At 32.6% G+C, this 14,969-nt stretch carries 16 protein-coding genes; 2 read left to right on the forward strand and 14 right to left on the reverse strand.

Annotated features, from left to right (window positions below):
* The first annotated feature begins 62 nt into the window (after positions 1 to 62).
* The gene (locus BJS11_RS07250) at positions 63 to 1,619 is read left to right on the forward strand and encodes a type I restriction-modification system subunit M (protein ID WP_069995312.1); all 1,557 of its coding nucleotides are present in this window, start codon (positions 63 to 65) and stop codon (positions 1,617 to 1,619) included.
* Entirely contained in the window at positions 1,612 to 2,811 is a 1,200-nt protein-coding gene (locus BJS11_RS07255) for a restriction endonuclease subunit S (RefSeq protein ID WP_081333079.1), read from the forward strand. The genes BJS11_RS07250 and BJS11_RS07255 overlap by 8 nt, the downstream gene beginning before the upstream one ends.
* Before the next feature lie 146 nt (positions 2,812 to 2,957).
* Here the strand turns inward: BJS11_RS07255 and BJS11_RS07260 are convergent, their stop codons facing one another.
* The 14 genes from BJS11_RS07260 to BJS11_RS07325 form a co-directional block, all read right to left on the reverse strand.
* Positions 2,958 to 4,886, reverse strand: coding sequence for an Ig-like domain-containing protein (locus BJS11_RS07260; protein WP_069995313.1), 1,929 nt, complete (start codon positions 4,884 to 4,886; stop codon positions 2,958 to 2,960).
* A 21-nt stretch (positions 4,887 to 4,907) separates the two neighbouring features.
* On the reverse strand, positions 4,908 to 5,444 hold the full coding sequence (locus BJS11_RS13920) for a hypothetical protein (RefSeq protein WP_245167104.1): 537 nt from the start codon (positions 5,442 to 5,444) through the stop codon (positions 4,908 to 4,910).
* Between the two features lie 19 nt (positions 5,445 to 5,463).
* Positions 5,464 to 6,048 (reverse strand): hypothetical protein, encoded by a 585-nt coding sequence (locus tag BJS11_RS07270; RefSeq protein ID WP_069995314.1) that lies wholly within the window; start codon positions 6,046 to 6,048, stop codon positions 5,464 to 5,466.
* Positions 6,049 to 6,185: 137 nt separating this feature from the next.
* A complete protein-coding gene (locus BJS11_RS07275) occupies positions 6,186 to 6,680 on the reverse strand; it encodes a hypothetical protein (RefSeq protein WP_069995315.1) in 495 nt (164 codons plus the stop codon).
* A gap of 15 nt (positions 6,681 to 6,695) precedes the next feature.
* On the reverse strand, positions 6,696 to 6,986 hold the full coding sequence (locus BJS11_RS07280; RefSeq protein WP_069995316.1) for a hypothetical protein: 291 nt from the start codon (positions 6,984 to 6,986) through the stop codon (positions 6,696 to 6,698).
* Positions 6,987 to 7,036: 50 nt separating this feature from the next.
* Positions 7,037 to 7,909 (reverse strand): WYL domain-containing transcriptional regulator, encoded by an 873-nt coding sequence (locus BJS11_RS07285; protein WP_069995317.1) that lies wholly within the window; start codon positions 7,907 to 7,909, stop codon positions 7,037 to 7,039.
* A gap of 170 nt (positions 7,910 to 8,079) precedes the next feature.
* On the reverse strand, positions 8,080 to 8,526 hold the full coding sequence (locus tag BJS11_RS07290; RefSeq protein WP_069995318.1) for a JAB domain-containing protein: 447 nt from the start codon (positions 8,524 to 8,526) through the stop codon (positions 8,080 to 8,082).
* Between the two features lie 20 nt (positions 8,527 to 8,546).
* Positions 8,547 to 9,053, reverse strand: coding sequence for a DUF1643 domain-containing protein (locus BJS11_RS07295; RefSeq protein WP_069995319.1), 507 nt, complete (start codon positions 9,051 to 9,053; stop codon positions 8,547 to 8,549).
* 15 nt (positions 9,054 to 9,068) lie between these two features.
* Positions 9,069 to 9,380 carry a DUF960 family protein gene (locus BJS11_RS07300; RefSeq protein ID WP_069995320.1) on the reverse strand — a complete coding sequence of 104 codons (312 nt, stop codon included), beginning with the start codon at positions 9,378 to 9,380 and terminating at the stop codon, positions 9,069 to 9,071.
* Positions 9,381 to 9,475: 95 nt separating this feature from the next.
* Entirely contained in the window at positions 9,476 to 9,814 is a 339-nt protein-coding gene (locus BJS11_RS07305) for an SAUGI family uracil-DNA glycosylase inhibitor (protein WP_069995321.1), read from the reverse strand.
* 104 nt (positions 9,815 to 9,918) lie between these two features.
* Entirely contained in the window at positions 9,919 to 11,595 is a 1,677-nt protein-coding gene (gene ccrC / locus BJS11_RS07310) for a cassette chromosome recombinase CcrC (RefSeq protein ID WP_069995322.1), read from the reverse strand.
* A gap of 226 nt (positions 11,596 to 11,821) precedes the next feature.
* On the reverse strand, positions 11,822 to 13,441 hold the full coding sequence (locus BJS11_RS07315; RefSeq protein WP_069995323.1) for a DUF5906 domain-containing protein: 1,620 nt from the start codon (positions 13,439 to 13,441) through the stop codon (positions 11,822 to 11,824).
* Positions 13,441 to 13,809 carry a hypothetical protein gene (locus tag BJS11_RS07320; protein ID WP_069995407.1) on the reverse strand — a complete coding sequence of 123 codons (369 nt, stop codon included), beginning with the start codon at positions 13,807 to 13,809 and terminating at the stop codon, positions 13,441 to 13,443. The genes BJS11_RS07315 and BJS11_RS07320 overlap by 1 nt, the downstream gene beginning before the upstream one ends.
* Positions 13,802 to 14,905, reverse strand: coding sequence for a DNA polymerase family A protein (locus tag BJS11_RS07325; RefSeq protein ID WP_069995324.1), 1,104 nt, complete (start codon positions 14,903 to 14,905; stop codon positions 13,802 to 13,804). Before BJS11_RS07325 ends, BJS11_RS07320 begins: the two co-directional genes overlap by 8 nt.
* Positions 14,906 to 14,969: the final 64 nt, after the last annotated feature.

Consider the following 14,969-nt stretch of genomic DNA (forward strand, 5'->3'; position numbering starts at 1 on the left):
ACAAACACATAAGATAATTATATAAGCAAAGCAAAAGCATTTTAATAAATGGAGGAAATAACATGTCAATTACAGAGAAACAACGTCAGCAACAGGCTGAATTACATAAACGTTTATGGTCCATTGCCAATGATTTAAGGGGGAATATGGATGCGAGTGAGTTCCGTAATTATATTCTAGGACTCATCTTCTATCGCTTTTTATCAGAAAAAGCTGAAACAGAAGTTGCAGAAGCATTATCAGGTGAAGATTTAACATATGAAGAAGCATGGGAAGATGAAGAATATCGTGAAGACTTAAAAGCTGAACTGATTGAAAATGTGGGTTACTTTATTGAACCTGAAGACTTATTCAGTAGTATGGTTAAAGAAATCGAAAACCAGCGTTTTGATATTGAACATTTAGCACAAGCCATTCGAAAAGTAGAGACGTCTACGCTTGGCCAAGACAGTGAAGAAGACTTCATTGGTTTGTTCAGCGATATGGATTTAAGCTCAACACGTCTGGGGAATACGGTCAAAGAACGTACTGCCCTTATAGGTAAAGTAATGGTTAACTTAGGCGACCTACCATTTGTGCATAGCGATATGGAAATTGATATGTTAGGTGATGCTTACGAATTTCTAATTGGGCGTTTTGCGGCCAATGCAGGTAAAAAAGCTGGGGAATTCTATACACCTCAGCAAGTGTCAAAAATATTAGCGAAAATCGTTACATTAGGTAAAGACAAATTAAGAAATGTCTATGACCCTACGTGTGGTTCAGGCTCATTATTACTGCGTGTCGGTAAAGAAACAACGGTTTACCTTTACAATGGTCAAGAACGTAACAATACCACATACAACTTGGCTCGAATGAACATGTTGTTACATGATGTGCGTTATGAAAACTTTGATATTCAAAATGGAGACACTCTGGAAAACCCCGCATTTTTAGATGAAAAATTCGATGCGGTTGTCGCTAACCCGCCTTACAGTGCGAAATGGTCGGCGGACAGCAAGTTCAATGATGATGAACGCTTTAGCAATTACGGGAAGTTAGCGCCTAAATCAAAAGCAGACTTCGCATTTATCCAACATATGGTGCACTATTTAGACGATGAAGGAACAATGGCGGTCGTCTTACCGCATGGTGTGTTATTCCGTGGAGCAGCTGAAGGCACGATACGTAAATATCTTATTGAAGAGAAAAACTATTTAGATGCAGTTATTGGTTTACCAGCCAATATTTTCTACGGCACTTCTATTCCAACATGTGTCCTTGTATTTAAAAAGTGTCGTGAAGAAGATCAAGATGTGTTATTTATTGATGCGTCTAATGAATTTGAAAAAGGTAAAAATCAAAACCATTTAACAGATGAGCAAGTTGAAAAAATCATTGATACGTATAAAAACAGAGAAACAGTTGATAAATATAGCTATGTGGCAAGTATCAAAGAAATTGAAGAAAATGATTATAACTTAAATATTCCTAGATATGTCGACACATTTGAAGAAGAAGAACCGATTGATTTAAACCAAGTGCAACAAGACTTAAATCAAATCGATGATGAAATCGCAGACGTAGAACAAGAAATTAACGAGTATTTAAAAGAATTAGGAGTGTATAAACATGACTAATGAAATGAAGAATGAGCCAGAGTTGAGATTTCCAGGATTTAAAGATGGATGGGAAGAGAATTTTATTAGTGAAGTAGTGGATTTTTACTCGGGGTTAACTTATTCACCTGATGATATTACAAACGAAAAGGGAACCTTTGTAATTCGATCTTCAAATATAAAAAATAACAGACTAATCAATGCTGATAATGTTTATGTGAATTTAAAAAACTTAAAAGTAGAAAAGGTGGACAAAGGAGATATTATTGTAGTAGTAAGGAATGGCTCTAGAAAATTGATAGGAAAGCATGCTTTAGTCTCTACATATTTAAATAATACTGTTATAGGAGCATTTATGACAGGAATACGCTCTGATTATAATTTGTTTATTAACGCGTTACTAGATACAGAAAATTTCAAGAGAAATATTCATATGAATTTAGGAGCAACAATAAATCAAATAACTACTGGGATGTTCAAAAAGATGAAATTTTACTTCCCTAAAAACCAAGAACAACAAATAATAGGTGACTTCTTTAGCAAACTTGACCGTCAAATTGAACTTGAAGAACAGAAATTGGAGAAGTTAGAAGAACAGAAGAAGGGATATATGCAACAAATTTTCTCTCAAAAACTTCGCTTTAAAGATGAAAGTGGAAAAATATATCCAGATTGGGAAAAACGTAAGCTAAACGAAATAGCAGATTTTCAAAATGGGAAAGCTCATGAAAGTTATGTTTCTGAAACAGGAAATTATATATTAGTAAATTCAAAATTTATATCTACTGAAGCCCAGGTAAAAAAATATGTTTCTCAACAATTAACTCCTTTAAACCAACAAGATATTGCTATAGTAATGAGTGATATACCTAATGGGAAAGCTTTAGCAAAATGTTTTTTAGTAGAAGAAAATAATAAATATTCTTTAAATCAAAGAATCGGAAGATTATACAATATATTAGGTGATTCAAGATTTGTTTATGCAATTTTAAATAGAAATAAGCAGCTACTTAAATATGACAGTGGTGTTGGACAAACTAATTTAAAAAAATCAGAAATAACTGAAATAATGATTAATTGGCCTGTTCAAGATGAACAACAGAAGATCGGGAATTTATTTAGAAGATTTGATGATTTCATTGAGGGACAATCACAAAAAATCGAATTATTAAAAGATCGTAAGAAAGGATTTTTACAGAAGATGTTTGTGTAGTTCTGATAAAGCCCTATTATGTAAACAATAAAGATGAGTACCAAAAAAATATAAAAAACGCGGTTAGAGAAATATTTCAATTCTCTAACCGCATTTTTAGTACACACATTCTATTATTTATTCTATAGCCCTATTAAGAGTATGTTTTAAGATACCTTTACATACAGCTTTTTACTTTTATTTTTAGCTTTATCTACACTATATATTGTTAATTTAGCACCTTTTTTCTGTGGTTTAATATTGAGTTTATAATTACCCTTTGCATTTACAGTTGCTTGTCCAATTTTGCTTGAACCTCTATAGATATAGACAATTGAATTTTTTTCACCTTTACCACTAACAACTTTAGATTTTGGTGTTATTTTGCTTATTGTTGGTGTCTTAGGTGCTGTTCTATCTATAACTTTCTTTGTAATAATCTTACTCTTTTTATTATATTTATTAATTGTAAATATTTGAATATTTGTACCTGCTTTTTGTTTTGGAATACTCATAAAATATTTACCATCAGTAACTTTTGCTTTTCCTATTTGCTTATTATTTACATATGCATAAACCATCATATTAGATGTAGCTTTTCCTCTTATTTCTTTTGAAAAATCTGCGATTGTATCAACTGTGAATGAAGCTATATTTTCAGTTCGTTCAACTTTAAATAATTTTTTATCAAAATCATAATCAAGTTCATTATCATTACCCAACTTATCAGAAGCTACAATATCATCAAGTATTATATCACCTGTTTTAATGTAAGATGGTATTTTGAATTCAAGAATAGCTTGCCAGTTTCCATTACTCATTTGTTTAATATCTCTTGTGAAATTCGCAAAGGTCATCGGAATATATTTTTGAGAGCCATCTTTATATACATCGGGTTCTAATGTATTTAGTTTAGCTTGGACATAAGCGATATCATTCTTGTCTTGCATTTCAATTGTCATTTTTACTGTATCATTTGGATTATAAATTTTTTTATCTGTGTAGTATTTAATGATTTTTGGACCATTAAATTCTTGTTTGGGTTTAGTTGATTCATCAAACGCTTCTACTTTATATTCTCCTAAACCGGATGTATTGTTATTTAACACTTTTATAAGTAAACCATTGGAATTACTATATGATCTCGTATATTCTGACTCAATGTCATTCCAGCTGTTAACTGTAATATCAAAAGCATCATCTACCATTTTCTCAGGTAATTGAATAGTTATGATAGATTCCCAATTGCCATTCGCTTTCTTATAAAATGATGTCGTTCTACCAACCAATGAAGTTTTATCAAAACGATATGGTGGATCGCCTATATACCATCCACTAGATCTATGTGCGTATAATATCGCTTCGCTGTATATAGGTTTAGTGAAGGTCTTGTTATGCTCAGTATATATTTTAACTGTTTCACCAGGTTTGTAATTAATACGGTCTGTTTCGATACTTAAAATACCCTCATATTTCTTATCATAATAAGTATTTTTATAAATACTGTTGCCTTTGATGTTTTTTAATCTATCAGCATTGAATTGTTGCTGTTTCTGTATAGCTAATGTTTCATTATCAATTTGGCTAGATTTGTCTTGAGCATTATATAATGTCTGTTGATTTGGTGAACTTATTTGTTGTGTAGTTCTCGATTTGAGATTTTTAACTTGTGCTATATTTTTAGAATTAGCAGCACTTTCGTGGATATCCCCTGTATCTTTAATTACTTCATTATTATCTAAAGTATTATTGTTTTTGACTACTTCTTGAACCCCTTGATTATTATTTGTTAAAGGATAATGATTTTGATTATTATCAACTTTGGGATTTTCATTTTGGGGTTCTGTCAATGTGCTTTGTGTATTGGTCTTTACACCTTTGTTTTGAACATTTTCTGTTTTAATATCGTTGCTCTTTATACTTGTATTTGTCTCTTGATTAATTATATTTTCTGCTTGTTCTTGCGTGATTTCAGATGCATTAGCACTATGTTTATTCAACAAGAAAAACGTCATACATATTAAAATAATACTTTGAGTTAAAATGCTTTTTCTTTTAGTAAATATTTGGATAAAATTTTTATAGTTTTCTTTCATTTACTTTCCCCATTTTAAAATTTATTCTATTGTAACTTTTTGTTCTTCAATTTTTTCATTCATCAAGCCGTCCCAAATTTGAACAGTTCCATCTTGATCTACAATAAAGGTGTATGAACCGTGGCCACTCTTATTATTTGCTGCTATTCTCCATATGCCATCATCTTGTGCTGAAAATTCAGGTTGTTGAAATTTGATTAAAGAAGCATCTCCACCTTCAGTTTGATTAACAGCTGCTATAACGTAATCAAATACATTATCTCTATTCACTTTCAAATCAGAAAATTCATCTTTATCTGCAGTTCTTTCACTACTTCCTTCGTGGACTTTTACTGTTTGACCACCATCATTGTCTTGCTCTTGACTATTATTTTGACTCTCATCATTAACTGTTTTACTATCACTTTGTGAATTATTGTCTTCATTAATTTTTTGTTGAGCTTGTAATTTATTTTTCTCTAACTCGACTTCTTGATATTTGTTGTATCCAAAAAATCCAACAGCTGCTAATATCCCTAAAATAGCAATTATTGTTATTGTGCTTAATAATTTTTTCATCATTTATTCATCCTTAATTTTAATAATTGCCACCTTGACCATTGGAGCGTGCTTCTACTTGACCTCTTAAATAACCAACATAATCTCCAGAACCTTCAGCTCTACTATCAACAGCGGCAGCTTCTTCTTCACTCATGCCTTCTTTATATGCATCTAAGAATTCATCATCAGACATGTTTTTAGCATCTTCAGCTGTATATTTTGCTGAACTTTCTTCTGTATTTTCTCCATTTGTAGCTCCACCGCCAGATTGGGCCATTACACCTTTTTCAAACTCTTCCTCTTCTTCAGGAGAATCAAATTCACCAGTATAATCTATGCCATTCTTAGTTTTTTTAATTTCTTCACCATCTTCTGTCGTTCGAACTTCATCAGCATTATTATTTGTGTTTGTTGATTCTTGAATTTCTGTTTGGTTTGTAGTTTGATTTTGTTGTTCTTTTTTTGAAGTTTTGTTTTTACTATCTTTGTGCTTGTTTTCAGTTACTTTAGTTTCTTCTTTTTTTAGTTCTAAATCTTTATAACTCCCATATGCAAATACAACTGCAACTCCCAATACTGCAACTAATAAAATAACGCCTAAACTAGCGAAAATTTTCTTCACATCATTATCCCCATTCTGTAATTATTTTAATTTTATATTAATCTATTTTGCTACGCGTTTCTATATTTATTGTTAAAATAATTTAAAAAAGAACACATTTTGAAATCAATGTGCCTTTAAAAATAGTTACTTCTGTATTATGCTTTAATTTCTACAGGTTCACCCAAGTGATTTTCTATAATTCTTGCTACTTCTTTACCGAGTGGCCCTTTAATTGTGAATGTTCTTTTAAAATAAGATCCTAAAATCCCAAGACCTGCTGCTGCAAATAGAAGACTACCTCCAGACATAGCAGTTAATCCTATTAAGGTTCCTAATGCAGCTTTACCCATTTGTTTAAAAGGTTTTTTATCAAATATAACTGTTAGACCTATGACATTAGGTATATTTGTTTCTCCAATAATAATTAAATAATTGCTTTTATGATTTTTTAAATGATAGGTTGTTATCTTGGCATTATTTTTAAATACTTTTAATAGTTCACGTTCATGGCTACTCGATTTCTCTAGAATTTCATCCTCTTTAAGGACTTCAATATCCTTACTGAATGTATACTTTTTATTTAAAGCAAGTGTTTTCAGTTCATTTTCAAAATCATTTAATGATTTCGTTTCATAATATGCAAATTCCATATATTTCACTCCTTATTATTTTTCCCAATTATTTGTTTCGTGATTATAAGTGAAGCCTCTTTCTTGTAATAAAGACTTAGCCGCAATGTAAGTATCATAATCCCCATCATCTTTCTCGTGTGTCTCATATACTTCTATTAAATACTGGTTTGAACTATCACTTAAAGCGTCTCTCATAATACCTCTATCGCCTGTTGTTTCCCAAATCGCACCGATGGCCGCGCCAACAGTCGCAACTGAATAATATGCTGCTGCACCGACACCTTTCCCAATGCCTTTGCCTATCGTTTTTATAATGTTACTCATGATTCTCATTCCTTTCATTTTTGTTAATTATTAAATATTGTGTGCTATGTCTATTCTTGAACCTGTTGTTTTAAATAGGTTGATTGTAATAAAAGTAATTCATCAATCACTTGTTCTTTCAAATCAGGGGGTGAAATGATACGTATATTGGATCGATACATAAAACAGAGTTGAATCGCTTCGAGTCTTGTCATCTTGAAAGTGACAATAAGATAATGTGCATCATATTTTTCTATCACATGAATTTGATAATATCGATGCATTTTTAACCATACATCTTTAGAAATTTCAAACGTAATATAGATTTGTACCTTTGATTTTTCATGTGTATCCATAGATTTTTCAGACAAACTCAGATTCATTTGATTAATATCATCGATATAAATTTCATCGTCCATTCGATATACTAAGTGAAAAGCATGCATTTGATAGTACATCGATAAAGGTAATAATAGTTTTTGATTGTATTGAAGATATTTATTTTCGTTCATTGCTTGAACAGCTAATGATGATGTCGAAATACCTGCTTGATTTTTATCAATTTCAAAGCGGTCAAGATGTTTTAATAGTATAGTGCGGTGATTTGAATGATGTTTGATGATTAATAATTTAAGATATTGATAAAAGTAATGGCTTAATTTTGGTGTAGTCAGGTACAAAGCAGTCAAAATGTCATACATAAAATACATATTTTCACTCTTATCTTGTTCGAGCTTATAACTTTCTGACTTATAATCATACGTGATTTCTTTAGGTGCACTGATCCATGATTTGCTTTCGTATAAGAAATTTCTGATATCGTCGATATCTCTTTGTATCGTCCTAGGGCTTGTCTCAAGTTCTAATGTAAGTGATTGTTTGTTGACGGATTTATTCTGTAGTAAACGATGGTATATCGTAAGTATTCGAAATGCACGATCCAATATGTCACCTCCTTTAAGTTATATATTACAAAATAGGTTTGTCACAATAAGTCAATACTCCGTATATTTTATAAAAGTTGTGAAAAATATTTTTTTAGATGAAGACATTGATATAAAGGGATTTTATAAACATTGGAAAGTCACGAAATAATGGTAGTGACAAAATACGGCTATATCTCTACTTTTAAATTATGTTTTCTAATGGAATACGTGTTACTATCTGAGAAAATAATATGGTCATAAAATAAAATGCCCATCATTTCACTGATGAGCATTAACCGTTCGGTTACATTAATATCTTCAGGAGAGGGTGTTATATCTCCACTTGGATGGTTATGACCGAGCATAATACTGTTTGCGTTACTGAGTATCGCTGTTTTGAATATTTCTCTAGGATGAATCACTGTCTGGTTAATAGATCCAATCGATAGTGTTTGAATGTGTGTAGGTTCGTTTTTACTATTCATACATATAAGTATGAGGTGTTCTCGGTCACTGTTTCCAATGAATGAACGCATGATTTCTGCCGCATCCTCAGGGTTTGAAATACGATCTTTTAGATAAGTTAATGTATCTATTTTTATCATTTGTAGTGAAATGATATTGATTTCCTTCATATTTTACCTCCATATTTGGGTCATGCTTTCAAAGTCCATTTCTGTCTTGCCTTTGGATTAAGGGGATGCATGATTTCATTAGTTGCGGGGTTCATGAGTTGTTTCACTTTCTTCTTATGTGGTTTCAACATTTCTAATACTTCATTCACACGTGCTTCGACGACGGGTTTTTTAGCGTAAGCACCCCAAGCTAATATCACTTCATCTGATTCTTTCACAGCCTTCATAATTTGAATATCTGTATGCTTATCATAGGCATTTTCTAAATGTTTGAGATTGATAGGTGTTGTAATATTAGAGTATAGATTCACAAAGTTGATTGAACCAAATGCATCCATTTCTGAAACTTTGTTCATAATGAGTTGGGTAGTTAGGTCGATATTGAGAATACCATCATAATGCGGATACATCGTGATGATTGTGATTGTTTGTTTTTCACTATCCCATGTTTTCTTAAGTAGATAGCGATGTTGTTGGTCATCACTAAACATGGCTTCGGTTTCTAATATGTTTTTGATTGTTTTCATATAATTTTCACTCCTCTAGTATTCTTCTGGTAGTAACATGACGTAATAAGAAAGGTCTACATCGTCTTCTCGGATAATGTAGACCTTATTGATATTGATAGGTTGTTTGATATTTGCCTTATGCGTTTTCACGTACGCTGGTCGTTCTTGTTTGTGTTTGATATATAGTTGGTTATTGTGCATATTGAACTGGAAGATATGAAAGTAATCTATTGCTTCTAATTCTTTTGATTGTTCTTGTTCTCGCTCAGATACGAGTTGCCATAATTGTTTTTGTAAGGTGATAGGTAAGCTATTGGCAATACCACGAGTGATATATCTATTCATAAGAGGTCTCCTTTCGTTCTGATTCTTTCATCCATGTAATGATTTCACTTAAGATTGTGATGACGAGTTGTGTAATTTTGATATATTTATGCATATTATTGTCCTCCTGTTAGTAAGTATCGTTGATCCAAAAGGGGCATGATGGTGTTGTGTAGATATAAGAAATCCATATCGTGATTTTCGTCGATATAGCCGATAGCTATGAGTTGTTTCTGATGATAGAGGATGAAAGGATAGATATTACTTTCATGAAGTGTGTCAGAGTAGTAGGTATTAGTCTGAAGTATTTTATTACTGAGTGGGCCAAGTCTTACGTATTGATCAGGTAGAATATCATCAGCGACTTCCTCGATGGATTCACATTCCCATTTTTCTTCCTTTGCCAGCTTGAATAAGTTGGTTATATAGTGCTTGAGTTGTTGTTCTAGTGTCATGTTATGACCTCCTAATGTATTTGGTTGATGTATGCATGTGATACATCATTTAGATAATATATATTTGATTTTTATTTCATTTCTCTCACTTTTGTCACTAAGAACTAAGTGGTAAAAGTGGTAATTTGGTCGATGAAATAATTCTTTCGACCGTCTATTTCGAATTGGAATTTGGGCATAAAAAAAGACCCCCAATCTTTTTTCAAAGATTGAGGGATAAGACTTTCATCAATTTTATATCGTACCAATTTCACTTGTTTATCTTTGGTAATTTCAATCGAGTCAATTAACATTTTCATAAGTTGATTTTTAGCTTCGGGTGTAGCTTTTCTTAAGTACACACTGAATCGTGTTATCATCAAAATGAGTCGTCCTTTTAACTTATCAAAATTGAGTATATCATCTTGGGATTGATTTGCTTGTTTCGCTTCTTTAATCTGTTGATCTAATACTTCTAACTGCTCGTTCATTCGACTTTGTTTCTCCTTCAACATGTCGCTATCTATTTCCTCATCCAAATACAAATCTAATAACCGTTCTTGTTGTGTTTTAAGCTTAGCTTTTTGTTTTTCTAAGCTATCAGTGTCATATTTTATTTCTGCTTGATTATTATGCTTTTGTTTCAGTTCTTCTATCACATTTGACGCAATCTGCTTAATCACATCTGGTTGAGACAGAATACGATTCAAATGAACATTAATTACACGCTCGACGACTTCTGCATTGATGGAATTACTGTGACATGCAGAACTCCCTGAACGATTGAATAAGGAGCAAATGTAATAGCGCTTGATTGTCCGTTCTTTGGACTTTTTCGTTTTATAATAGGTCCGTCGACATACCATATTATTGCCGCATTCTGGACATTTAATGAGCCCGCGAAGGTAGAAATCTCCACCAATAGGTCTGCCTGGTTTAAAACTTTTAGAGGCTAATTTCTCATGAACTTGATCAAATACATCTTCACTTATAATGGCTTCATGCTTACCTTTTACCAATATCACATCATTTTTATCACTTTTACCACTTCTTCGCTGAACAGCCCAATTTTGATGGTTATTGAATCTGACATAGCCTTTATAGACTGGATTATTCAAAATATATTTAACCCCATACACTGAAAATGGCTTTTGATTAATGGTACGATACCCCTTTTGATTTAGTACGGTTGTAATGGCTTTGAGTCCTTTATTATGATTCAAGTATAAATCGAAGATTTCACGTACGATATTAGCTTCATTTTCATTAATAACTAAATCATTTTTCTGTGTCAGTGGGTTAAGTGATAACTTATATCCAAGTACTCGACCTGTAATAGCTTCTCCACTACGTGCTTTGGCATTCATCGACATCTTGACGTTACTGATAAGTGTTGAACGCTCGATGGATCCTATTAGTCCAAACATTGTAACGAGTACTTCTCCAGAGGCATTGGATGTATCAATATTCTCAGAAATCGATTTATACCCTACGCCATGTTCTTTGAATTCATGAATGATATTAAACACGTCTCTCATTGATCGTGAGATACGATTCAATTTCCAACTTAACACCATTTCGATCTTATTATCCTTAACATCTTGTAATAGGCGTTTCATTGCTGGTCGACCTTCAATATTTTTACCTGATATACCAGAATCGATATAAGTTTCATAGTCATAACCTGGATAGTTTTTCACAACTTCTTTGATGAGCACTTGTTCTTGTTCATGGATTGAATAACCACGTTCAGATTGCTCAGATGTACTTACGCGTGAATACAGTGCAATTTTCTTCTTCATAAAGTTTATCGCCCCTTTTATTAGATTATTGTTACAGACCATCGGTCTTATAACATCACATGGATAATATATATTTATAATTTCGTTTCATTTTTATCACTTTTGCCACTTAATAATATGAGTACTACAGGCATTGGCCTGTAGTACATAATTAGCTTACTTATTTTTATTCATACGCTCTTCTATAAGGGGTACAAGCACTTCTACAAATGCTTCAATTTGTTCATTATTCATAGTCAAAGTCCTCCCAATCTAAGTCCAAATCATCTTCGTATAATAACTTATCGTCTGTTACATTTTCGCTTTTATCTAATGAAATCATAGTATCTTTTTCATCAATTTCTTTCCAATCTATATCAACCCAATAATCGTAACCATTATTTAATTTGGTTTGAGTATCAAAATTTGCTTGAATTAGCTGTTTAATAACCTGAGAGCTTATACTAATATCTTTTTTGATGATATTATTGAGCTCAGACGCGCTGACACGAGATCCTGACTTACTAATTATTATTTTCTTGAGTAAATTAATACATGCTTTCTGATTTGCAATACTTGCGGACCTGCTAGAAACAAATTCATATCCAAAATTTAACCAATCGTGAGTAATTTCAGTGACACGACTATTTTCTAGATACTCGATATCTGCTTTTACAATTTTTTGATACACATACATCAAGTAAAGAAAGATTTCTTTCTTCTCACTGTGGAGCTTATCAATTAATGAAGTGTCCGCTTTTTCAACATAATATTCACACGGAATAATATTAATTCGACGCTCCAATGCTTTCGCATGTTCAGGAGGAAAATTAAGTACCGCATTAGTACTAAAAACAAGTTTCAAATCCAAAGTGACTTCAACTTGGGTTTTACCTTTACGATCAACATGAATGGGTTCAACAGATAATAATTTTTTGAAGTCATTTACAATCTTTTCTTGAACTCTAGATTGACCAATTTCATCACTTGCCATTAGACTTTTACCAACCAAACTTTCTTTGTCAAAACGGCCTTGAAGATCATCAAGCGGTTTAGACACAATGTCATTGCCATAGAAAAATGATTTAATTAGTTTAATATATACAGATTTACCATTCTTAGCGCCACCATATAATATGATGCCCCTACGATATTTAGTATCAGCCGTAAGTAACACTGCTGTATGCTGGAAAAGAAAATACTGTAAATCTTCATCGTAATTCGAAAGTTGTAACATATATTGGTTAAAATAAGGCGGTATCTTATCAGTAATTACATCATTTGTACTTAATGATAGATTCAATCGTGTTTTTGGAAAAATATCGATTGAATTTTTAACGACTTTGAATGTATTAAGACCGAACATGTTTTCACCACAACCAATATAGTGCTCGTTCTCGACAAGTTCTTCTACATCTGTTGATTTTTGCAGACCTTCAACCACATTTTTCAGTGCACTTTGCGTAGGCGTATAACCGATTAACAGTACTTGTATCATTTTTGATACAAATCCTTTTAATTCATCTTCACTTAGCTTTTGCCAACCGTTAACTTTGAATATATACAGTTCCGAATTGAAGCGTTTGATATGAAAAACTTTTATCATCATGTCTATTAATATTGTGTCACTTGGTTTCTTCTTAATACCAAAATAGCTATAGATGTTAGGTCGATAATCCTTATCTTTAGGGATATTAAGTTGTAATTGATTGATAAGTTCGTTATACACTGTTTCACCTTGTACCGTTTCTTCTATCTCATCGTCATTGCCTATACTCATGGTTAGGATAGCAATCAGACCTTGACGGTCGATTGCCTCCTTAGCCACGCTTATCAGCTTAGTTAACATTTGTAATATATAATTCATTATAATAGTCCTCCAGTCAGATTTAATGGTGCTACATCGTGTACATAATAATTACCGTTATATTGACCAATAAAGATTAAATGCTTTCGGTCAATGTAAGGTTCATACGTTTTGTTCCCCATGCTATAGTTGCTATGACGCTTTAGCCAATCATGAATTGACAACTGATTAGCGCACGGGTTTTTTGGAATATTACGATTCGTATATACAATCTGGTTGTTCACTTCGATTTCATATGTGAATTGGTGTTTTACTTCACCTGAGAAATTGGTTTGACTCACAGAATGTAACGTAGCTACATATATATTATTTTCTTTGAGTGGAGTACTACTTGGGATGTGTAGGCTTTGCCCTCGATCATTATTCATCATGGTCTTCACCTCCCATTTCTTCCACTGACACATGCGCAAATTCACCATTGAACAACTGGTTAGCCGTACGTTTCATTAACTGAGCAACATCCTGTGCAGTCTCTTTATCATCACATTCAATCATAATCGCGTCGTGTATAGGCACAATAATTTTGAACGTTTTTTGTTCGCACTGTGCTTTGTACACTTCCAACAGAATGTGCTTGAAAATATAACTCGCTACCGTTTGTACATAGATTGCCATGATACTGCTACCTTGAAATGCGCTCATATCATGTTCAATGCCGTAGGGCATAGGCATGGTTTTATGTTCTTCGACTTGTTTCTTAAGTTCGATGACCTTTGTAAATTGGCTGACCGCATCCAACCAATGCACTTCACTTACATATTGTTTCAACTTGAATTTAGGGCTATCGAAGTTGCCTCCAAATAGAAATGCACCAATAAATGCTCGCTTAACGAACTTTTTCTCCTTTTTGGACAGTGATAAATCTTCTAGTAATGCGTCATATAAACCTTCTTCATGATTCAAATAGTCAATCAGTTTAGAATCTTTCGTCATGTATCCAACAACCGAAGGGTCAAATGACTTGAAATCGATTGTATATACCTTTTTGAATTGTGAAGGTAAAATCATACGTTGGACTAATTTTGGTAAGCCTTGGATATTAAAATTTTTAGTTGTGATTCGATGTGTTCGTGTACCAATCAACGATAATTGCGTATATAATCGATTCGTACCATTCAATGCCTTTTCTAATCTACCAAATATCTTTTCGAGCTTATCAGATTGTTCATCGTTCTTGGCCCTTTCAAGCATTGTTGCTTTGATATCCGGTAATTTATCGATACTAAGCGTAATAGGTTCTGATTCAATCTCTTCCTTTAATGCTTCCAACCCTTGATGTACTTCCACGTATTGGTCTAATTTAGCTTGATCATCAGCTAAAAGTGCATTATATTGTTGGTCTAACTGCTGGCTTAATTGTTGTTGTAATTGTTGAACGTCATCTTGGTTAGATGATTTGTCCATTAACCATTGTTGTGCTTTATTACTTTGAATCAACGACATTAGTTTATGACTTGTCTTCATTTGAATATGCTCCTTTATGGTTAAAAGTGGCGCGCTCACTTTCACTGAAATTTATTTGTCTTGG

It is taken from the genome of Staphylococcus caeli, assembly GCF_900097965.1.
In the GTDB taxonomy this organism is placed as follows: Bacteria; Bacillota; Bacilli; order Staphylococcales; family Staphylococcaceae; genus Staphylococcus; species Staphylococcus caeli.